Source organism: Pseudomonas sp. NBRC 111140, from assembly GCF_001320885.1.
GTDB classification, from domain to species: domain Bacteria; phylum Pseudomonadota; class Gammaproteobacteria; order Pseudomonadales; family Pseudomonadaceae; genus Aquipseudomonas; species Aquipseudomonas putida_P.
In genome coordinates, this window is the sequence record NZ_BCBQ01000036.1 from 1 (window position 1) to 20,083 (window position 20,083).

At 60.8% G+C, this 20,083-nt stretch carries 18 protein-coding genes, 2 tRNA genes and 1 pseudogene; 13 read left to right on the forward strand and 8 right to left on the reverse strand.

The window, feature by feature from the left end; translation table 11 throughout:
• A pseudogene (locus APH42_RS13800) lies at window positions 1–151 on the reverse strand (imidazoleglycerol-phosphate dehydratase); the annotation flags it as partial.
• Window positions 152–321: 170 nt separating this feature from the next.
• Window positions 322–1,983, reverse strand: a complete 1,662-nt coding sequence (locus tag APH42_RS13805) for an OFA family MFS transporter (protein WP_060493521.1) — start codon at window positions 1,981–1,983, stop codon at window positions 322–324.
• Between the two features lie 307 nt (window positions 1,984–2,290).
• On the opposite strand from APH42_RS13805, the gene APH42_RS13810 reads away from it, so the two are divergent.
• The 4 genes from APH42_RS13810 (at window position 2,291) to APH42_RS13825 (ending at window position 6,036) form a co-directional block, all read left to right on the forward strand.
• Window positions 2,291–4,537: an AsmA family protein gene (locus tag APH42_RS13810; RefSeq protein ID WP_012270089.1), complete on the forward strand. Its 2,247-nt coding sequence runs from the start codon at window positions 2,291–2,293 to the stop codon at window positions 4,535–4,537.
• Window positions 4,534–5,601 carry an A/G-specific adenine glycosylase gene (gene mutY / locus APH42_RS13815; RefSeq protein WP_060493522.1) on the forward strand — a complete coding sequence of 356 codons (1,068 nt, stop codon included), beginning with the start codon at window positions 4,534–4,536 and terminating at the stop codon, window positions 5,599–5,601. The genes APH42_RS13810 and mutY overlap by 4 nt, the downstream gene beginning before the upstream one ends.
• Complete coding sequence (locus APH42_RS13820; protein ID WP_003255742.1) at window positions 5,598–5,870, forward strand: oxidative damage protection protein; 273 nt, start codon at window positions 5,598–5,600, stop codon at window positions 5,868–5,870. Before mutY ends, APH42_RS13820 begins: the two co-directional genes overlap by 4 nt.
• A 90-nt stretch (window positions 5,871–5,960) precedes the next feature.
• Window positions 5,961–6,036: transfer RNA gene (locus tag APH42_RS13825), tRNA-Phe, on the forward strand.
• Window positions 6,037–6,172: 136 nt separating this feature from the next.
• Here the strand turns inward: APH42_RS13825 and APH42_RS13830 are convergent.
• Window positions 6,173–6,475 (reverse strand): addiction module antidote protein, encoded by a 303-nt coding sequence (locus APH42_RS13830; protein ID WP_060493523.1) that lies wholly within the window; start codon window positions 6,473–6,475, stop codon window positions 6,173–6,175.
• A gap of 9 nt (window positions 6,476–6,484) precedes the next feature.
• Window positions 6,485–6,775: a type II toxin-antitoxin system RelE/ParE family toxin gene (locus tag APH42_RS13835; RefSeq protein WP_060493524.1), complete on the reverse strand. Its 291-nt coding sequence runs from the start codon at window positions 6,773–6,775 to the stop codon at window positions 6,485–6,487.
• A 149-nt stretch (window positions 6,776–6,924) separates the two neighbouring features.
• On the opposite strand from APH42_RS13835, the gene ppk2 reads away from it, so the two are divergent.
• Window positions 6,925–7,905, forward strand: coding sequence for a polyphosphate kinase 2 (ppk2, locus tag APH42_RS13840; protein ID WP_060493525.1), 981 nt, complete (start codon window positions 6,925–6,927; stop codon window positions 7,903–7,905).
• A gap of 60 nt (window positions 7,906–7,965) precedes the next feature.
• The gene (locus APH42_RS13845) at window positions 7,966–8,409 is read left to right on the forward strand and encodes a hypothetical protein (protein ID WP_012270086.1); all 444 of its coding nucleotides are present in this window, start codon (window positions 7,966–7,968) and stop codon (window positions 8,407–8,409) included.
• Between the two features lie 76 nt (window positions 8,410–8,485).
• On the opposite strand, the gene gabP is transcribed toward APH42_RS13845, so the two are convergent.
• A complete protein-coding gene (gene gabP / locus APH42_RS13850) occupies window positions 8,486–9,871 on the reverse strand; it encodes a GABA permease (RefSeq protein WP_060493526.1) in 1,386 nt (461 codons plus the stop codon).
• A gap of 641 nt (window positions 9,872–10,512) precedes the next feature.
• Here gabP and APH42_RS13855 point away from each other — a divergent pair.
• The 7 genes from APH42_RS13855 to APH42_RS13885 all read left to right on the forward strand — a co-directional run bounded on the left by APH42_RS13855 (window position 10,513) and on the right by APH42_RS13885 (window position 15,595).
• Window positions 10,513–11,286, forward strand: coding sequence for an ABC transporter ATP-binding protein (locus APH42_RS13855; protein ID WP_003257472.1), 774 nt, complete (start codon window positions 10,513–10,515; stop codon window positions 11,284–11,286).
• 11 nt (window positions 11,287–11,297) lie between these two features.
• Window positions 11,298–12,050, forward strand: a complete 753-nt coding sequence (locus APH42_RS13860; protein WP_060493527.1) for an ABC transporter substrate-binding protein — start codon at window positions 11,298–11,300, stop codon at window positions 12,048–12,050.
• 54 nt (window positions 12,051–12,104) lie between these two features.
• Complete coding sequence (locus tag APH42_RS13865; RefSeq protein WP_003255749.1) at window positions 12,105–12,797, forward strand: ABC transporter permease; 693 nt, start codon at window positions 12,105–12,107, stop codon at window positions 12,795–12,797.
• Complete coding sequence (locus tag APH42_RS13870; protein ID WP_012270083.1) at window positions 12,797–13,486, forward strand: ABC transporter permease; 690 nt, start codon at window positions 12,797–12,799, stop codon at window positions 13,484–13,486. The genes APH42_RS13865 and APH42_RS13870 overlap by 1 nt, the downstream gene beginning before the upstream one ends.
• A 64-nt stretch (window positions 13,487–13,550) precedes the next feature.
• Window positions 13,551–14,756: a methyltransferase gene (locus tag APH42_RS13875; RefSeq protein ID WP_060493528.1), complete on the forward strand. Its 1,206-nt coding sequence runs from the start codon at window positions 13,551–13,553 to the stop codon at window positions 14,754–14,756.
• Between the two features lie 416 nt (window positions 14,757–15,172).
• Window positions 15,173–15,421: a hypothetical protein gene (locus APH42_RS13880; RefSeq protein WP_060493557.1), complete on the forward strand. Its 249-nt coding sequence runs from the start codon at window positions 15,173–15,175 to the stop codon at window positions 15,419–15,421.
• 98 nt (window positions 15,422–15,519) lie between these two features.
• A tRNA-Thr gene (locus APH42_RS13885) sits at window positions 15,520–15,595 on the forward strand.
• A gap of 424 nt (window positions 15,596–16,019) precedes the next feature.
• On the opposite strand, the gene APH42_RS13890 is transcribed toward APH42_RS13885, so the two are convergent.
• The 3 genes from APH42_RS13890 to APH42_RS13905 form a co-directional block, all read right to left on the reverse strand.
• Window positions 16,020–16,223: a hypothetical protein gene (locus APH42_RS13890; RefSeq protein WP_060493529.1), complete on the reverse strand. Its 204-nt coding sequence runs from the start codon at window positions 16,221–16,223 to the stop codon at window positions 16,020–16,022.
• Window positions 16,224–18,030: 1,807 nt separating this feature from the next.
• Window positions 18,031–18,672, reverse strand: coding sequence for a hypothetical protein (locus tag APH42_RS13900; protein WP_256217825.1), 642 nt, complete (start codon window positions 18,670–18,672; stop codon window positions 18,031–18,033).
• 516 nt (window positions 18,673–19,188) lie between these two features.
• Window positions 19,189–19,971: a hypothetical protein gene (locus tag APH42_RS13905; protein WP_060493531.1), complete on the reverse strand. Its 783-nt coding sequence runs from the start codon at window positions 19,969–19,971 to the stop codon at window positions 19,189–19,191.
• Window positions 19,972–20,083: the final 112 nt, after the last annotated feature.

The window sequence follows — 20,083 nt, forward strand, 5'->3', positions numbered from 1 at the left end:
TCAGCCCATGGCGGGCGATCTGGTCCAGCATGTGTTCAAGGAAAGGCACACCGATATCGAATCGGGCCTTGCCACTGCCATCGAGGTTGATCGAGCACTTGACCTGGGTTTCCAGGGTATTGCGCTCGACGGAAGCCTTACGTTCGACCATCACCAGCTCCGCAAAATCATTGGGCGAAAAGGGCTCCATTATAGGCCCAGAACGCGCCAGCTTGAAACGCGGATGACATATGGCAAAGCGAGGAATTACGCGGGCTAGATGCCGCTACAGGTCTATACAACCAGGTAATTGGGGCTGCCTTGCAACCCCAAAGGAGCGGCTCAGTGGAACAGCACAGCTGTCTTCTGCAAGGTTACCCACACCCCCCAGGCCAACGGCACGACCACCACAGCCCAGGCCAGCAGCACCAGTGGCAGGCTGCCCGGCGCCGCTTTCCACTCCAGCGAGCGTGCACTGTCGGCGCCCTTGTCCTGGCTCAACGCCCGCTCGGCGGCCAGCTCTGCATCGCTCATGAAATGCTTGTCGGCCACCGGGCGTACCAGCATGTTGCAGATAAAGCCCAGCACAAGCAGGCCAGCGAGGATGTACAAGGTCATGTCGTAAGCCGCTGCCCGCTCCACACCCGCGGCCAACTGAGACTCACGCAGATAAGTGATCAACACCGGCCCCAGCACCCCCGCCGCCGCCCAGGCCGTCAGCAGACGACCATGAATGGCGCCGACCATCTGCGTACCGAAGAGGTCAGCCAGGTACGCCGGCACGGTCGCGAAGCCGCCACCATACATCGACAGGATGATGCAGAACGCGGCCACGAACAGCGCCACGTTACCCAAGTGCCCCATGTTCGGCACCAGGCTGTAAAGGCCAACGCCCAAGGCGAAGAAAGCGAAGTAGGTGTTCTTGCGGCCGATGTAGTCGGAGAACGACGCCCAGAAGAACCGCCCGCCAATGTTGAACAGGCTCAGCAAGCCAGTAAAACCGGCAGCGATCGCGGCAATCTGCGCCAGCTGGGCAGTGTTCAGCTGGCTGAAGGTCAGTTCGTTGCCCAGCAGCTTGCCGGCGAACACCTCCTGCAGCAGCGGCGAAGCCATGCCAAGAATGCCGATGCCTGCCGACACGTTCAGGCACAACACCAGCCAGATCAGCGCAAACTGAGGCGTCTTCCAGGCCACGCTGACGTGCACGTGACGGTCGGTGACCATGGCGTTGCCGGCCTTTTTCACCGGGGCCGTCCAGCCTTCAGGCTTCCAGCCGGTCGGCGGGACACGATATGCCAGAGCGCCGGCAGTCATGAACACGAAGTAGATCGCCGCCATGGCGACGAAGCTCTGCCACACGCCAACTTCATGCTCGTTGCCAAAATGCCCCATCAGCGCGGTGGCCAGCGGTGCACCCACCATGGCCCCGCCGCCAAAGCCCATGATCGCCATGCCGGTGGCCATGCCGCGCTTGTCCGGGAACCACTTGATCAGGGTCGACACTGGCGAGATATAGCCCAATCCCAGGCCGATACCGCCAATCACGCCGGAGCCCAGCCACATCAGCCATAGCTGGTGGGTTTTCACGCCGATTGCCGAAAGCAGCATGCCGCCACACCAGCACAGGGCCGAAACCAGGCCAGCCTTGCGCGGGCCGGCGTGCTCCAGCCAACCGCCCAGCACCGCCGCCGAGCAGCCGAGAAAGACGAAGAACAGGGTGTAGATCCAGCTCAGCATCGAGATCGGCCAGTCGCATTCGGCGCTGAACATCCGGGCCATGAAGCTCATGTCTGCGGCACAGGCAACGGGGGCGGTGATGCCGAGGGCTTGCGACAAAGGCAACCAGAACACCGAGAAGCCATAGGCCATGCCGATGCACAAGTGAATGGCCAGGGCGGCGGGTGGCACCAGCCAGCGGTTGAAGCCCGGGCGGGCGATGATGCGCTCCTTCGACAGGAAGCCTGGCGCACTGGCCGAGGAGCCCGTCGCGACGGTACTGGTCATGGATCTGATCCTTGTTATAGGGAGGGTGCTCGCAAAGCGGCGCAAGGTTAGCAGAGCCAAGTAGCGTGAAAGCAATCTGATATCGTGATTTATTGCTTGGCTGAAACGGTCCTCTTTCCTGTGCCAGCCTCTTCGCGGGTAAACCCGCGAAGAGGCCGGCACAGGCGAACATCTGCCCGCCGAAAGCCGTACCATCTGCTGAAAACGTAGGATATGCCCTGTATCTCTGGTCGAATACGCAGGGACAACCCTCGCGGCGTTATACTCTGCCGCCTGAATTTCACTAACGGACTACAAGGACTCGCCCATGAAAGCGTTCGGCAAAATCCTGGGACTGGGGCTTCTCGGGTTGCTGCTGATCATCGTGGCGCTGGGCTTCGCCCTGACCCACCTCTTTGATCCCAACGACTACAAAGACGAGATTCGCCAGCTGGCACGCGACAAGGCTCACGTGGAGCTGACCCTCAACGGCGATATCGGCTGGAGCCTGTTCCCATGGCTGGGCCTGGAGCTGCACGAAGCCAGCATCGCCACCTTGGCCAAACCCAAGGAACCGTTCGCCGACCTGCAGATGCTCGGCCTTTCGGTCCGTGTACTGCCATTGCTGCGCCGCGAAGTGCAAATGAGCGATGTACGCGTCGAAGGCCTGAACCTGACCCTGGCGCGTGACGAACAGGGCCATGGCAACTGGGAAGACATCGGCAAGCCGCTGCCTGCGCAAAACGGCACAACCGCCGGTGCACCCGCGCAGCCACCTGCCGAGCAGAAGCCCACGACCGCCGACAACAACGACCGCGCCGTCAAGCTGGACATCGACAGCCTGACCGTGAACAACGCCCGCGTGCAGTACACCGATGCCAAGACCGGCCAAAGCTATAGCGCCGAAAGCATCCAGCTGAGCACCGGCCCGGTCCATGAAGGCGCCAACATTCCGCTCAAGGCCAGCGCCTTCATCAGCGCCAGCCAACCGAGCATCAAGGCCCGCACCGAGCTGGCCGGCGAACTGCGCTTCGACCGCAAGCTCAAGCGCTACAACTTCGAAGACATGCGCCTGTCGGGCGAAACCTCGGGTGAACCCACTGGTGGCAAGACCGTGACCTTTGCCGCCCAAGGCCAACTGCTGGTAGACCTGGCTGCCAATGTGGCTTCGTGGAACGGCCTGAAAGTCTCCGCCAACCAGCTGCGCGCCCTCGGTGAGCTGAACCTGCGTGACCTGGACAAGGCACCCCAGCTGAGCGGCGGTCTGTCCATCGCCCAGTTCAACCTGCGCACCTTCCTCGACAGCATCGGCCGCCCACTGCCGGCCACCAACGACCCGGCCGCCTTCGCCAAGCTGGAGCTGGTGACTCGCCTGCAGGGCACGCCCAACAGCCTGGCCCTGGAAGACCTGGCGGTGAAGCTGGACGACAGCACCTTCAGCGGCCGCGTGGCCGTCGAAGACTTCGCCAAGCAGGCCCTGCGCCTGCAGCTCAAAGGCGACACCTTCGACGCCGACCGCTACCTGCCGGCCAAGAGCGAAGAAGCCAAGGGCGCCACCGCTGCGCGCCAGGCCGAGGTGAAGCAACAGGAAGCCAGCGCCGTGGCCGGTGCCGGCACCACGCCACTGCCCAATGCCCCGACTCAGGTGGCCTGGAGCGACGACAAACTGCTGCCGGTGGACCGCCTGCGCGCCCTCGACCTGCAGGCCGACCTGGCCTTCGGTTCGTTGACCCTGGACAAGCTGCCGATCGAAGACGCCCAGCTCAAGGCCATTGGCCAAGCTGGCCTGTTGACCCTGCAAACCCTGCGCGGCGAACTGTACAACGGCACCTTCGAAGCCAAGGGCACGGTCGACGTGCGCCCTGCCGTGCCACAACTGGGCGTGAACACCAACATCCAACGGGTGCCGGTGGAGCACTTCATCAAGACCGAAGGCAAGGAGCAGACGCCACCGGTCAAGGGCCTGCTGACCCTGACCAGTGATCTGACGGCCACCGGTAACAGCCAGAAGGCACTGGTCGACACCCTGAACGGCAGCGCAAACTTCACCATCAACGACGGTGTGCTGGTCAATGCCAACCTGGAACAGCAGCTGTGCCAGGCCATCGCCACCCTCAACCGCAAAACCCTGAGCGGCGAACCACGCGGCAAGGACACCCCGTTCCAGGAGCTGCGCGGCAGCCTCGTGGTACGCAATGGCGTCGCCAGCAACCCGGACCTCAAGGCCCGCATCCCAGGCCTGACCGTCAACGGCCATGGCGACCTCGACCTGCGCGTGCTGGGCATGGACTACAACGTGGGTGTGATCGTCGAAGGCGACCAGCGCGCCATGCCGGACCCTGCCTGCCAGGTCAACGAACGGTATGTTGGCGTTGAAGTGCCGCTGCGCTGCCGCGGCCCGCTGGAACTTGGCGCCAAGGCCTGCCGCCTGGACCAGAACGGCCTGGGCAAGGTGGCGGCCAAGCTGGCCGGCAACCGCCTGCAAGACAAGATCGACGAAAAGCTTGAAGAAAAACTTGGAGACAAAGTGAGCCCGGAAGTGAAAGACGCGCTCAAGGGGCTGTTCAAGCGATGAGCCCCGAGCAGTTCTCCAGCGCTGTGCTGGATTGGTATGACGAGCACGGCCGGCACGACCTGCCCTGGCAACAGGGCATCACCCCGTACCGGGTATGGGTGTCAGAAATCATGCTGCAGCAGACCCAGGTCAGCACCGTGCTCAACTACTTCGACCGCTTCATGCAGGCCCTGCCGACCGTGCAGGCCCTGGCCGAGGCGCCGGAGGACGAAGTGCTGCACCTGTGGACCGGGCTGGGCTACTACACCCGTGCCCGCAACCTGCAAAAGGCCGCGAAGATCGTCGTCGAGCAACATGGCGGCGAATTCCCGCGCAGTGTCGAGCAGCTTACCGAGCTGCCCGGCATCGGCCGCTCCACGGCAGGTGCCATCGCCAGCATCAGCATGGGCATCCGCGCGCCGATCCTCGACGGCAACGTCAAGCGCGTGCTGGCCCGCTACAGCGCCCAGGCGGGCTACCCCGGCGAGCCCAAGGTGGCCAACCAGCTGTGGGCCACCGCCGAGCGCTTCACTCCACAATTGCGCGCCAACCACTACACCCAGGCGATGATGGACATGGGCGCCACGCTGTGCACGCGCAGCAAGCCCAGCTGCCTGATCTGCCCGCTGCAGCGCGGCTGCGAAGCGCACCTGCACGGTGAAGAAACCCGCTACCCCGAGCCCAAGCCGCGCAAAGCGCTGCCGCAACGGCGCACCCTGATGCCTCTGCTGACCAACCCCGAAGGCGCCATCCTGTTGTATCGCCGCCCTTCCAGCGGCCTGTGGGGTGGTTTGTGGAGCCTGCCGGAGCTGGATGACATTGCCCAACTCGAAGACCTGGCCTATCAGCACGGCCTGCGCCTGGCTGGCAGCCACGCCATGGATGGCCTGACCCACACCTTCAGCCACTTCCAGCTGGCGATCGAGCCCTGGCTGGTGCGCGTCGACCCGGTCGGCGAGCACATGGCCGAGGCCGACTGGCTCTGGTATAACCTCGCCACCCCGCCGCGCCTGGGCCTTGCCGCCCCGGTAAAAAAGCTGCTTGAACGCGCGGCCGACGAACTGATTGCAGGAGACGCCCGATGACCCGCACCGTGATGTGCCGCAAGTACCAAGAAGAACTCCCAGGCCTGGAACGCCCGCCCTACCCAGGCGCCAAGGGCCAGGACATCTTCGAACACATCTCGCAGAAAGCCTGGGCTGACTGGCAGAAGCACCAGACCATGCTGATCAACGAAAAGCGCCTGAACATGATGAACGCCGAGGACCGCAAATTCCTCCAGGCCGAAATGGACAAGTTTTTCGCCGGCGAAGAATACGCCCAGGCCGAAGGCTACGTTCCACCGGCCGAATGACCCCAAAAATCGTAAGCGACGGAATTAATTTAAAATTTTTTCAAAAAGTCGTTGACGAGCGGTCCGGAAATCTATTTAATTCACCTCGTCGCCCAGATAGCTCAGTCGGTAGAGCAGAGGATTGAAAATCCTCGTGTCGGCGGTTCGACTCCGTCTCTGGGCACCACCTTCAAGCTTCTGGTGGTTGCAAAGTTACCCGAAGCGACAACAAGAAACCCGCCTAGTGCGGGTTTTTTGTTGCCTGTGATTTTTGCTGCAGGCTTGGCAGCCAACTGACTTAGCTACCAAATTCAATCCGGACGTTACCCTGCAGTGGGTGGTAGCACCTCGGCATGAAGCCTCACCCCAAGCGCCGCCATCACTTTCATGATGGTCGCCAAGCTGGGGTTACCTTCAGCAGACAGCGCCTTGTACAACCCCTCCCGCGTGAGCCCGGTATCGCGCGCCAGTTGAGCCATACCACGAGCACGAGCGATATCACCCAAGGCAGCAGCAAGCAGTGCAGGGTCGTTTTCCTCCAGACAGGCTTCGAGGTACAAGACCATGTCCTCCTCTGTCTTCAAATGGTCCACAGCATCCCATTTGGTCAATTTGATATTTTTCATGATGGCCTCCTAGAGGTCGCGAGCCAGCTTGAGAGCCGATTTGATATCCCTGGCCTGACTAGCCTTATCGCCACCCGCCAGGAGGATGATCACTTCATAACCTCGCCGAACGAAATACACCCGATAGCCCGGACCATAGTCGATCCGAAGCTCGGATACCCCTTCAGCAACCGGCCTACAGTCACCCATCACTCCAAGACCCACCCGTCGTAACCGGACAGTTATGCGTGCTTTCGCACGCGGGTCCCGCAAAGCAGCGAACCACGTTCGGTAGGTGTCGGTTTGAACTAATGTATGCATGGGAGGAATGTAAACCGTAGTTCACACTACAGCCAATTGGTAGCTGTTTCAAACTGTTTATAGACACCCAGTTGACCAGCATCAAATGGCCATCACTCGCCACAATTTAAGGTGCTGGATGGACATCCGAATCGACTAGCAAGGACCCCATGAGCGAAGAATCCCCCCTACTGCTCCCCGCCCCCGGCGAACCTGCCGTCACCCCAGTCCGCACGCGCCGCCCACGCCAGCGCAAGCCGGAACCGACGATCACCCGCATCAGCCAGCAACCCGCAGCGCTGGAAGTGGCTACCGCCCCCAGGGGCAGCAATGAAGACAGCACCTCGGCGCGCCTACCGGCCAGCTACCCCTACCGCACCCGGCTGCGCCGCCAGGACTACGAGAAGGCCAAGCACGCGCTACAGATAGAGCTGCTGAAGGTGCAGAGCTGGGTAAAGGACACCGGCCAACGTGTGGTGATTCTGTTCGAAGGGCGTGATGCCGCAGGCAAGGGCGGCACCATCAAGCGCTTCATGGAGCACCTCAACCCTCGCGGTGCGCGCATCGTCGCCCTGGAAAAGCCTTCCGAGCAGGAACAGGGCCAGTGGTATTTCCAGCGCTATATCCAGCACCTGCCCACGGCGGGTGAAATGGTGTTCTTCGACCGGTCCTGGTACAACCGCGCCGGGGTAGAGAAGGTGATGGAGTTCTGCACGCCACTGCAGTACCTGGAATTCATGCGCCAGGCGCCGGACCTTGAGCGCATGCTGTGCAACAGCGGCATCCTGCTGTTCAAGTACTGGTTTTCGGTGAACCGCGAAGAGCAGCTGCGCCGCTTCATCTCGCGCCGCGACGACCCGCTCAAGCACTGGAAGCTGTCACCTATCGACATCAAGTCGCTGGACAAGTGGGAAGACTACACCGCCGCCAAGGAAGCGATGTTCTTCCATACCGACACTGCCGATGCACCGTGGACAGTGATCAAGTCCGATGACAAGAAGCGTGCGCGGCTCAACTGCATCCGCCACTTCCTGCACTCGCTGGACTACCCGGGCAAGGACCATAGTGTGGCCCATGCGCCGGATGAACTACTGGTCGGCAGGGCATCGCACGGGTTCGAAGAGGATGAGTCCGCCCCGCTGGCGAGTTGAAACGCCGAGGCAGCTGCGCTTCAATACGCGCAATTTCCGAACACCCCAAGGATTCACCCCATGGCCACCCCTACCAAGCAACAGAAACGCGCCAAACGCGCCGCCAGCAAGGCCAAGCAGAACCGCATGGTGCGCAGCGGCCAGGCGGTCAAGGCCAGTGCCGGCGACAGCGCCAGCGTCGAGCAGGTGTACAACAAGGCCATGGAGTCGGGCAGCTACGACGCGATGTTCAACAAGATGAAGGAAGCCCAGGAGGGCGGCCTGGTACCGATGATCTCGGTGTTCCTGGTGGACCCGCTACTGGCCCTGGTACTCAAGGGGCACAAGGAAGAGCACGCCACCGACTACATCGTGCTGGTGTTCAACGCCTACCGCAAATGGCTAGACGGCGCTGACGAAGAGGCCACCATGGCCTGGCTGGAGAGCGATGAGTTCCAGGAGGCCTATATCGCCGCTTCCGAACTGGTTGCCAAGCAGCAGCAACAGCAGAAGCAGTTCGGCTGACAGGGCCGTTTAACCTGCCAACGAAAAAGGCCGTGCCCCTCACAGGGCACGGCCTTTTCATTTCAGCCAGCGCGGATCAGTTATCCAGCGCCACCCGTCCGGCAGCCTCACGCTTGCGGTGCACCAGCAAGCCAGCTGCCACCACACCAATGCTCAGCAGCGCAGTCGCGATGATTTCGGCGCGGTGATCTTCACGCAACGCCATTACCACCAGAATGGCAACGATGAAGGCAATGGTCGCCCAGGTCAGGCCCGGGAACAGCCACATCTTGAATGTGATTTTCTCGCCGCGGGCTTCACGCTGGGCACGCATGCGCAACTGCGACACGGCAATCACCAGGTACACCAGCAGCGCAATGGCGCCCGAACTGGCCAGCAGGAACTCGAACACCTGGGCCGGGGCCACGAAGTTGGCGAACACGCAAAGGAACGCCGCTGCCGTGGACAGCAAAACCGCCACGTGCGGGGTAGCCGCCTTGGTGGTGCGCTGGGCGATGGCCGGTGCGTCGCCACGCTTGCTCAGCGAGAACAGCATGCGCGACGAAGTGTACAGCGCCGAGTTCAGGCAGCTGGTCACCGCGATCAACACCACGATGTCGACGATCAGCTTGGCATTCGGTACGCCGATACGGCTCAGCACGGTCTGGTAGGAACCGGTTTCGGCCAGCGCTGGGTCGTTCCAAGGCACCAAGGCGACGACCAGGAAGATCGACACCAGGTAGAACAGGCAGATACGCCAGATCACCGAATTGGTGGCACGGCTGATCTGCTTGCCCGGGTCCTTCGACTCGGCAGCGGCGATGGTGACGATTTCAGTACCCATGAACGAGAACATGGTGGTCAGCATCGCGGCCAGCACAGCGCCCAGGCCGTTCGGCATGAAGCCTTGGGTATCGAACAGGTGGCTGGCACCGCTCACCTGACTGTTTGGCACGAAGCCGAACAAGGCAGCACAGCCCACGGCGATGAAGCCGATGATCGCCAGCACCTTGAGCAGGGCGAACCAGAACTCGAACTCACCGTAGTTCTTAACGCTGCACAGGTTGGTCAGCGTCAGCCCCAAGGTAATGATGAGGGAGAATGCCCACAGGTCGACCGCAGGGAACCACGCATGCAGGATGGCTGCGGCGGCATTGGCCTCCAGCGGTATCACCAGCACCCAGAACCACCAGTACAGCCAGCCAATGGTGAAACCGGCCCAGCGCCCGATGGCGCGGTCGGCATATGTGGAGAACGAACCGGTGTCAGGCGAGGCGACAGCCATTTCACCCAACATGCGCATCACCAGCACCACCAGGGTACCGGCGGCGGCATATGCCAGCAGCACGGCAGGGCCGGCAGCTGCGATGGCGTGGCCGGAGCCTACGAACAGGCCGGCACCGATGACGCCAGCGATGGACAGCATGGTCACATGCCGTTGTTTGAGCCCCTGAGCGAGGTCATTGGAATTGTTACCGCTCATTGAAACTACCTTTGTAAGGAGTGGACCACTCCGACTGCGGGTACAAAGCGCACCAAGGGTTGGCCTAGGCGTCGCTGCAATCGGCGGTTTCCTACTGGCAATAAGCGCGCCATGTGCTGAATGCATTCGTCAGAAGTTTCTGCGGGCCTTTTAGAACGCGGCTTGGAGGGCTTTCGGCCAAGACTTGACCGAAAGAGCACCAAATCATCGGATTACTGAAATACCCACTTACAAATGCACCACAGGTGCTCCCCGGTAACACCTGTGCACCACCGCAATGCAAAAAAGTGCAACCTTGAGGTACAACCTTTAAAGCTAGCGACGCATTCGCGGGTAAACCTGCCCCCACTGGAATCGTTTGACCTAAAGGTCGGCTTTACCCCGCCAATGGGCCAAAACCGCTTCCATGAGCGGCCCAAAGGTGGCACCATTGCGCCTTTTTTCATCAAGGCTCTGGTGCTGGGCGACACCTTCGCGGACATCTGCGCGACGTTACGCTGTAGCGATGCGACAAACTGCCCCACCAGTGCCCACAGTCCCCGGCGACCCTGTTGGCCGTCATAATGCCGCTATGCTAGCTTGGCGCACGCCAGGAAGGCCGCCAATAGCTGGGAACGCACCCGAACACATGAGGACCGCACATGGCTCAGGCCACGCCCGCGCTGGAAATCCGCAATCTGCACAAACGCTACGGCGAGCAGGAAATTCTCAAGGGCATTTCGCTGACCGCACGCGACGGTGACGTGATCTCCATCCTGGGGTCGTCCGGCTCCGGCAAGTCCACCCTGCTGCGCTGCATCAACCTGCTCGAGAACCCGCACCAGGGCGAAATCCTGGTCGCCGGCGAAGCCCTCAAGCTCAAGGCCGCCAAGAACGGCGACCTGGTCGCAGCCGACAACCGCCAGATCAATCGCCTGCGCAGCGAAATCGGCTTTGTCTTCCAGAACTTCAACCTGTGGCCGCACATGTCGATCCTCGACAACATCATCGAGGCGCCACGCCGCGTGCTCGGCCAAAGCAAGGCCGAGGCCATCGAAGCCGCCGAAGCGCTGCTGAACAAGGTCGGCATCTACGACAAGCGCCACAGCTACCCCGCCCAGCTTTCCGGAGGCCAGCAACAGCGCGCCGCCATTGCCCGTACCCTGGCCATGAAGCCCAAAGTGATCCTGTTCGACGAGCCCACCTCGGCGCTCGATCCGGAAATGGTCCAGGAAGTGCTAAACGTTATCCGCGCATTGGCCGAAGAAGGCCGTACCATGCTGCTGGTGACGCACGAGATGAGCTTTGCCCGCCATGTGTCCAGTGAAGTCGTCTTCCTGCACCAAGGCCTGGTCGAAGAGCAGGGATCGCCGCAGCAGGTCTTCGAAAACCCGACCTCGGCGCGTTGCAAGCAATTCATGTCCAGCCACCGCTAACGGAGCAATACATGCACACTTACAAGAAGTTCCTCCTGGCAGCTGCTGCCACGCTGGTGATGTCGGCAAACGCCATGGCCGCAGAAAAACTGCGCATGGGTATCGAAGCCGCCTACCCACCGTTCAACAACAAGGATGCCAGCGGTAACGTGGTTGGTTTCGACAAAGACATCGGTGACGCCCTGTGCGCCAAGATGAAAGTCGAATGCTCGGTCGTTACCTCCGACTGGGACGGCATCATCCCGGCCCTGAATGCCAAGAAGTTCGACTTCCTGGTGTCGTCGCTGTCGATCACCGACGAGCGCAAGCAGGCCGTGGACTTCACCGAGCCGTACTACTCCAACAAGCTGCAGTTCATCGCGCCGAAAAACGTCGATTTCAAAACTGACAAAGAGTCGCTGAAAGGCAAGGTAATCGGCACCCAGCGCGCCACCCTGGCCGGCACCTACCTTGAAGACAACTTCAAGGGCGTCGACGTGAAGCTGTACGACACCCAGGAAAACGCCTACCTGGACCTGGTGTCCGGCCGCATCGACGGCATCCTGGCCGACAAGTACGTACAGTACGAGTGGCTGAAGAGCAAAGACGGCTCGAACTTCGAGTTCAAGGGCGAGCCGGTGATGGACAGCGACAAGATCGGCATTGCCGTGCGCAAAGGTGACACCAAGCTGCGCGACAACCTGAACAAAGCCCTGGCAGAAATCAAAGCCGACGGCACGTACAAGAAGATCAACGACAAGTACTTCCCGTTCAGCATCGAATGACCCGCCCTGACCGGCGCGCCCTTGCGGCGCGCCAGTCCCTAGAATGACCTGCCCATGAATATCGACCTGCACGGATTCGGTCCGGCCATGATGGCCGGCACCTTGATGACCGTAAAACTGGCGCTTTGCGCCTTGCTGCTGGGGCTGGTGCTGGGCCTGCTCGGCGCCCTGGCCAAGACCTCCCCGCTCAAGCCGCTGCAATGGCTTGGCGGCTTTTACTCGACCCTGGTTCGCGGCGTGCCCGAACTGCTGTGGGTGCTGCTTATCTATTTCGGCACCGTCGGGCTGATGAACAGCCTCGGCGAAGCCCTGAACATGCCTGGCCTTGAGCTGAGTGCCTTCGCGGCCGGTGTGATCGCCCTGGGCCTGTGCTTCGGCGCCTATGCCACCGAGGTGTTCCGTGGCGCCATCCTGGCGATTCCCAAGGGCCACCGTGAAGCGGGCCTGGCACTGGGCCTGTCCAAGGGCCGCATCCTGTCGCGGATCATCCTCCCGCAGATGTGGCGCATCGCCCTGCCCGGCCTTGGCAACCTGTTCATGATCCTGATGAAGGACACCGCACTGGTGTCGGTAATCGGCCTTGAAGAGATCATGCGTCATTCGCAGATAGGCGTGACCGTGACCAAAGAGCCGTTCACCTTCTACATGGTCGCGGCCTGCATTTACCTGGGCCTGACCGTCCTTGCCATGACCGGCATGCACTTCATGGAAAAACGCGCCGCTCGCGGCTTTGCGAGGGCCGAATAATGAATTGGGAAGTCATCTTCAAATGGCTGCCACGCCTGGCCGAAGGCGCAACCCTTACCCTGGAGCTGGTGGCCATTGCCGTGGTTGCCGGGTTGATCCTGGCCATCCCGCTGGGCATCGCCCGCTCCTCACGCCATTGGTACGTGCGTGCGGTGCCGTTCAGCTACATCTTCTTCTTCCGTGGTACGCCACTGTTAGTGCAGCTGTTCCTGGTCTACTACGGCCTGGCGCAGTTCGATGCCGTGCGCTCCAGCTCGCTGTGGCCGTACCTGCGCGATCCGTTCTGGTGCACGGTGCTGACCATGACCCTGCACACCGCCGCGTACATCGCCGAGATCCTGCGTGGCGCGCTGCAGTCGATCCCCAAGGGCGAGATCGAAGCGGCACGCGCGCTGGGCATGTCACGGGGCAAGGCACTGTTCTACATCATGCTGCCACGTGCTGCGCGCATCGGCCTGCCGGCGTATAGCAACGAAGTGATCCTGATGCTCAAGGCCAGCGCCCTGGCCAGTACCGTGACCCTGCTGGAACTGACCGGCATGGCCCGTACCATCATTGCGCGGACCTACCTGCCGGTGGAAATCTTCTTCGCGGCCGGGGTGTTCTACCTGGTGATCTCGTTCTTGCTGGTGCAGGGCTTCAAGCTGCTGGAGCGCTGGTTGCGCGTGGATGCCTGCCAAGGCCGCTGAGCCGTCCCGGCCTCTTCGCGGGTGCAACCGCGAAGAGGCCCTAAAACCCAACACACGTCCTCCCATGCCCAGTCACCTCCACAGCCATCACCTAAGCACCCGCTTCCAGGCACTCGACCAGTTCCTGATCGAGCACCAACAGCTGTGGAAACCCCGCCCCTTCACTACCCTGCACCTGGGCTGGGAAACCACCCACCCCGAACTGGCCACCCACCTGCGCCAATGCTCCCTGGCAGACGCCGAAGCCGATAGTACCGCTGACCACTTGCCCGCCCCATTCCCGCAACTGGCCCAGCAAGCCCAGCAGCTCTCCACCCTTGGCAGCCTTCCTCAGAGCGCTCTACCCTCCGCCGCCCACCGTCTGGACGTTGCTGTCCCCGGCCGCAAATGGCAGCAGATCGAAGCCTTCGCCAGCCACCTGGCCTTCCGTGAACCGCCGCAACACTGGCTGGACTGGTGCTCTGGCAAAGGCCACCTGGGCCGCCGCCTGTTGCAACCCGGCCAGCAGCTGACCTGCCTTGAGTACGACGCCGACCTGGTCGCCGCCGGCCAGGCCCTGAGCGCGCACCACCACGTGCCAGCGCAGCATGTGCACCAGGATGTGATGGCCAGCGACAGCGCCCGCCACCTGGCAGGCGACAAAAGCGTGGTCGCCCTGCACGCCTGTGGCGACCTGCATGTACGCCTGATGCAACTGGCCAGCCGGCAAGGTTGCCGGCAGTTGGCCGTAGCCCCCTGCTGCTACAACCGCACAGCCGTGCAGCAATACCAGGCGTTATCCACAGCCGCGCAAGCGTCCAACTTGCAGCTGTCGCTGGACGACCTGGGCCTGCCCTTGAGCGAAACCGTCACCGCTGGCGCCCGCGTGCGGCGCCAGCGCGACACCTCGATGGCCCGGCGCCTGGGCTTCGACCTGCTACAACGCCAGCAGCGCCAGAGCAGCGAATACCTGCCGACGCCGTCGCTGCCGGTAGCCTGGCTGGAAAAGCCTTTCGAGCACTACTGCCGCGACCTGGCAGATCTGAAACAACTGCCTTTGCACGGCAACCCGGATTGGGCCGCCCTGGAGGCCGCGGGCTGGCAGCGCCTGGCCGAGGTACGCAACCTGGAGCGCGTGCGCAACCTATTCCGCCGGCCGCTGGAACTATGGCTGGTGCTCGATCGCGCCCTGTTTCTCGAAGAACAAGGCTATGAGGTGCGCCTGGGCCTGTTTTGCGACTACCCACTGACCCCGCGCAACCTGCTCATCCTTGCGGAACGCGACCGTTAGCCGCAGCACAACCTGTGGATAAGTCTGTGAACAAGCTTGTGATTACCTGTTGGAGCCAAGCGCTATTTCAAGCGCTTGGCTTATTCCAGCTTACGCGTCAAGCCCAACAAAAACAGGCGTTTGCGCAAAGACCAGCGGCGTAGCGATCCGGCATGCCTTTCGCGCAAGTCGGCAATGCCACTTGTGCATAAACATTTCTTGTGGTTGATGCAAGCGCTGTTTGCGCGGTCATTTGTGGGTGTGAGAATTCCCGCGAAGAGCGCCTGACAGGTAACACAAGGCTAATGCCCAACCGCCGTAACGGTGTATCATCCGCCCCCCAAATCATTAAAAAGTGACGTCGCGCGCTGCCCGCCAGCCCCGCGACCTTCTGGCGTTGCGCCAGAACCGACAATGGACCAACGGACTTGACCATCGTGACCCGAGCCACCCCCCTCGCCCTGTTGACCTTCGCTCTGGCCCTGACCGGCTGCACCAACGGCACCGCGCCCCACTCCAACAGCAACCTGGGCTGGAACCACCCCGGCATGCAGCTGGGCGGCGACAACGGCCTGCCCCTGCGCACCGAAAGCCCTTGCCGCAAGCGCGGCTGCGACAATGACAAGCTGTTCTTCAACCCAGGCAAAAGCGAGCCAAGCGTCAACACCATCCACCGCGGCTGGTAAGAAAATTCTCCTTTTGGGCCGCTAACTTAGGTCTTTTGCGAACAATCGCAAGGAAGTGGTTTACAGGCGCCAAACGATCGCTATAATGACGCCCCATTGCCGGTATAGCTCAGATGGTAGAGCAACTGACTTGTAATCAGTAGGTCCCGGGTTCGATTCCTGGTGCCGGCACCATATAAATCAACGACTTAGGCTCACCTTTCGGTGGGCCTTTTTCGTTTTCGGGCCATTTTCTTCTGAATTTTCCCCGTTCGTTCCCCGTTTCGTCCCCCATCCCCTTCGGGAGCAGCCCTCCTGAATGAGACTGCTCAGTGCTCAGTGCTCAGTGCTCAGTGCTCAGTGCTCAGTGCTCAGTGCTCAGTGCTCAGTGCTCAGTGCTCAGTGCAAGATGGTAGGCGCAGCGCAGCAGAAAAGTGGCGATGCGAGGGGAGTTGTGTATAGCCATTGTTTAAGCGATGGCCTGGGGGTTGTGTATAGCCGGGTACCGCTCCCCCAAAAGGGTGGGGTGGCGCTTCACCACCCAATGATCGTGAGTGCTCGCGGCGGGTGTTGCGATAACAGCAACACCTTGTCCAGGCAACTACGGGGAATCCCGTAATTACAGCCCCATCTGCCTGATGATCCTGCGCGGCTCCATTCCATCGCGTAGCGCCCTGCTGGCGCCCATGGTCATCTGGTCGAGCGCCTTGCTCTCGAATGCCTCGGCCATGGCGGCTGGCTTCCTGACGATCAGTAGCGCCAGCTCAGGCGGGAATTGGACCGGTTCCGGCTCGGGTAGGTAGTCGCAGTCGATAACGGACATGGAGCGTCCCTCGATGTGATGGTGCTCAGGTCGATGAGCTGGGCGGCTGATTATCTGATAACTACCCAGTACCCGGGTAGTTCACGGCAGGCCGATCGGTCACCTGCTGGACCTGCGCCACCTGCACATTTTCGTTGCTCCTGCGCTTTCTTGTCAGGCCTGCGGGCCCACCCTGGTGGCCGGCCTCCACCACCTTTGGATATGCGGCCTCAAGTGGTATCCGGGGCCCCTTCGTGGCCGGGTAGGCCCACCCTAGCCTGGCGCACGTTCGCCGCTTGGGTCAGGTCGCCTTGGGGCTGCCCTTGCTCCGTGACCTGCCCTGTACGGTTCTCGCAGGCAGCAACACGCAGTCACCTGGTGCTGTACGGCGTCGAGCGCCGGCACACCGTGTCGACTCCTACACGGTGTGTCGTTTTCTACACACTGGCGCGTGTCGAGTCGATCGATATTGGTAGTTTCGGACCTAAGCCAACAACTCCAAACCCGGCATCACACAACTCGATCGCCAATGACAACAGGGCATGGCACCAACCATTCCCAGAATGGTGGGTCGACTGGATGCGGAAGCCCCTGCCAGTACAGATTCGCAAACAATGACTTCACAGCTGGTGACATCCTAGGGTCAAGCAAACGCATGTCTGCACGGAAAGCATGCTCCGAGACGACCTTATAAACTGGCGCCTCTACTCCGTGGAACTCTCGTTTGAAGGTGTCCGCAGCCTCTAAGCTGTCAACTGCAAATATGCTCTGGAAACGCGATGGTCTCCCTGGATACCTGGCTCTCCTAACCCATTCAAAGAGTATCTCGATGTCTGCATTGATGACCATTTCTGCTTGGTTAGGAGCACTGACAAGATAAGCATCCCCATGCTGCGATACACCACCTGGACATAGCTCTCTGACTAGGTCAGCCACTTCAACCGGAGTGATGTCCTCATGCTCGACCAATGAGCAGGTGAACCCAGTACCAAGCCTTGATAGGCGATCAACGGTATATAAATCCAACTCCCTTTCTCCTGATCCGCGAAATGGACACCGCGATTATCTACATGCAGTGATGCCTGCCAACAGGTGATTACGCTGTCTCAGGCTCTACATGTCAGGTTTTGACCGGTTCTGAGCCACCCGGTTTTTCCTTGACGAGCACGTCCGGAAACTCTTGACGGCCTACGTGCCCACAGGTCAGCCAGACTCAGCGCCAGCCCCTGTACAGCAATGCTTACAGCCGATCCTGCTCAAGCGCCAGCGGCTGAATCCGTCAAGGCCTGTCAAGTATTTCGCCATTCCCCTGCCATTCTGGACGGGCATGCGCTGGTCGATGGTGGCCAGCCTCCCGCGCATGAGGTAAATCACCGCTCCCACGGCATTCCATCTGCTGGTGCTGGTCCTGATCCGTCCAGAGCCTGTCCAGAATTCGGGCTTCGGCATTAGACGGGACTGTCCGCGCCAGCCCATCATGCATTGGCCCAGGCCAGGCCCGGCAGGTGATCCAGCGAATGGGGCCACAGGCCACCGTCTATCGCGGTCTAGTGCGGGTCTATTTTAACTTGGCGGCTCTGGACGAGCGCGCGGTCCGGGCAGATCACCACTAGGCCGGCAGTCACGACATCACGCGCCATAGCGCCAGCACCACCACGCAAAGCCTGCGCCGATCCGTCCAAAGCGGTCCAAAATCCGTCAGGGGTCTGTCAGGGGTATGAGACGGCCAGAGCCTCGACTTTGACGGCCTCCCGCATAGGCCGGGCCTCTGACGCCCACCCGGTGCGGGTTCCGTCTCATGCCTGCCTCACATTCCGTCAAAGCGTGGTCAAAGAGATTTCGGCGTCATCCAATCGGTATACGGCTCGAGTGACCAGGCCAGGTCTGGGACTGCGCCAGACAGCAGCGACTCTATAAGGGACCTGCGAAATATTCGCTGGAGGCATGGCGCTTGGTCGTACTTCCCAATCGCCCACATCCCTTTCTCGCCGAGGTCGAAAATTACGGTGCGTTTGGATACAAGCCAGCCTTCCCGTGGCTTCCGCCACGACCAGGTGTGCTGGCCGCGGTACGATTCCTGTACTACTCCGTCAAAGTCTTTACCGTGGAGTAATTCCAACATCGGTCGAGGTGAACTGGCGGCAGCGATATCGCTTCTACGAAAGTACGCGAAGGCGCCACCATCGAGGCACGGTTTTCTCCACGTGTTTGTCCATGGAGAGTAAACAGGCATGGCCAGTTTGAATTCCCTGACTTTCGGGTGATCAGGATCTGGCAGAGCGTCCCCGACTCGGATGTGATCCTTGAACTTCTCCCCGTTAACAATCCAGATCATCCGCTCACCGTAGAACTTCTCGCGGGTGAGCATTTCCTCGATTCCCATCGGAGAGTTCTGAAGTTCAATGACTGTGCCATCAGGCCGTTTGACGTCCGCGATATGCTTCTCGCCGGCGTGGTCGAAAGCGACCACTTCCTGCCACTCGAATGGAAACAGTGCTTTCCATGCGCGATGCCATGGGCCTTCGTTCTCCTTCCAAGGATCGCAATGCCGTCTGCCAGCATGCGCCCAGTGCCAGCGAACGATCGGCCCACACTTCGCCTGAGCTGGCGCCCCGCACCTCTCACAAACTCCCTTCAGCCCAGGAGCCGGCGGCATTCGCTGCCCATCAACAACTGCTATGTCCATTGAAGCCACGAAACTTCCCTCCTGAAACGTGCCAAAGGAGAATAGCTCGGGCCAGGCACGAAACCGACCTGACAGCCGGCCGATCTCTGTGCGGCAAGCATTGTGATTTTCATGTGGTCATTCGCGGCAGGCGTGGCGGATCGGTTGCTACCGGCAAGGCTGTCATACCGTGGAAACCGGAATGGAAACCTGGGCCTGGCAACCTCAACATTTCTCAACAGGCAGCCCGCCCAGGTTCACGCCAGCGCCGCGGAGAGAATGGACGAGCCAGGTGTGAGAGTCACAATCACGAATGGCTTGTCAGTCGCTAGGAAGGTGCCGCTTGGGACCGCTCCAGTTGAAGCAATTCAGCACCTGGATGAGCACGGACTGTAGGCACTCCATCGACTCAGGAGACACATCGACTTCGCCGTAGTGGCCGTCAGCCATTGTTGAGCCGTACTTTGTTCCATTCAAACAGTTCAGCATCAACACCCCGCCCGGGGCTTTTACTAACGTGTTGTCGATCGGTTTGAGGTCTATTTTAGCCCCACGCACTCCGAGCCCCCTCGCTCGATCCTCCTGATGCTGAGCTGAATTCCTGACACCTCGCAAATCAGGAAAGTGCTCATTCATCTTGTTGCTTAGTTGGGCGATTTCTGGAGGGGCGCCGGTGGTTTTGCTGAGAACCGTGAGGAATTTGTCGAACGTATCCATCGCGTAGAGGAAAGCTCTGGCGTAGATGAAAACGACGTTGTGCTTCAGCTCCCGGGGTATATGGCCTTGAGACCATTTCTCCCGCTTATGAATAACCTCAGCCTCGAAATAGGTCTCCATGTAGTGGTCATGACCAAAGCCACCCCTGGCTTTGGTCAGCGCGTCCTGTATCTCGCTGCGGCGCGCCCTATCCCTCTCCCAGTCGTTGGGACTGAACGACGAATTTTGGGAATCGATTATCCGAGCTTGATGAAATAGGTTCAGAGCTGTATTTGCTTCAAAAAAACTCCCTTCGAGGTGCCGAACCAGGCCCTCCAGCTCCCAAGACAACTGACGGTCTTCCATCTCAAGTCGAACGCCAGGCACAGTCAACTCAAAAACCCACATACACATGCTCCTCATGCGCGGGAGAGAATGGTGTTCAATTGTAGTTACCTGGTTCGCGCAATGGCAGTTGCGAACCAGGCTTGCGAACCACCGGTGCGAACTAACCCGATAC

Bases quoted from the DNA above. Each gene is read 5' to 3' on its own strand.
- APH42_RS13805 (WP_060493521.1), bottom strand. From the start codon at position 1,983: ATGACCAGTACCGTCGCGACGGGCTCCTCGGCCAGTGCGCCAGGCTTC.
- APH42_RS13830 (WP_060493523.1), bottom strand. From the start codon at position 6,475: ATGAAAAATATCAAATTGACCAAATGGGATGCTGTGGACCATTTGAAG.
- APH42_RS13810 (WP_012270089.1), top strand. From the start codon at position 2,291: ATGAAAGCGTTCGGCAAAATCCTGGGACTGGGGCTTCTCGGGTTGCTG.
- APH42_RS13855 (WP_003257472.1), top strand. From the start codon at position 10,513: ATGGCTCAGGCCACGCCCGCGCTGGAAATCCGCAATCTGCACAAACGC.
- APH42_RS13865 (WP_003255749.1), top strand. From the start codon at position 12,105: ATGAATATCGACCTGCACGGATTCGGTCCGGCCATGATGGCCGGCACC.
- gabP (WP_060493526.1), bottom strand. From the start codon at position 9,871: ATGAGCGGTAACAATTCCAATGACCTCGCTCAGGGGCTCAAACAACGG.
- APH42_RS13890 (WP_060493529.1), bottom strand. From the start codon at position 16,223: ATGTCCGTTATCGACTGCGACTACCTACCCGAGCCGGAACCGGTCCAA.
- APH42_RS13835 (WP_060493524.1), bottom strand. From the start codon at position 6,775: ATGCATACATTAGTTCAAACCGACACCTACCGAACGTGGTTCGCTGCT.
- APH42_RS13845 (WP_012270086.1), top strand. From the start codon at position 7,966: ATGGCCACCCCTACCAAGCAACAGAAACGCGCCAAACGCGCCGCCAGC.
- APH42_RS13820 (WP_003255742.1), top strand. From the start codon at position 5,598: ATGACCCGCACCGTGATGTGCCGCAAGTACCAAGAAGAACTCCCAGGC.
- APH42_RS13905 (WP_060493531.1), bottom strand. From the start codon at position 19,971: ATGTGGGTTTTTGAGTTGACTGTGCCTGGCGTTCGACTTGAGATGGAA.
- APH42_RS13875 (WP_060493528.1), top strand. From the start codon at position 13,551: ATGCCCAGTCACCTCCACAGCCATCACCTAAGCACCCGCTTCCAGGCA.
- mutY (WP_060493522.1), top strand. From the start codon at position 4,534: ATGAGCCCCGAGCAGTTCTCCAGCGCTGTGCTGGATTGGTATGACGAG.
- APH42_RS13870 (WP_012270083.1), top strand. From the start codon at position 12,797: ATGAATTGGGAAGTCATCTTCAAATGGCTGCCACGCCTGGCCGAAGGC.
- APH42_RS13860 (WP_060493527.1), top strand. From the start codon at position 11,298: ATGCACACTTACAAGAAGTTCCTCCTGGCAGCTGCTGCCACGCTGGTG.
- ppk2 (WP_060493525.1), top strand. From the start codon at position 6,925: ATGAGCGAAGAATCCCCCCTACTGCTCCCCGCCCCCGGCGAACCTGCC.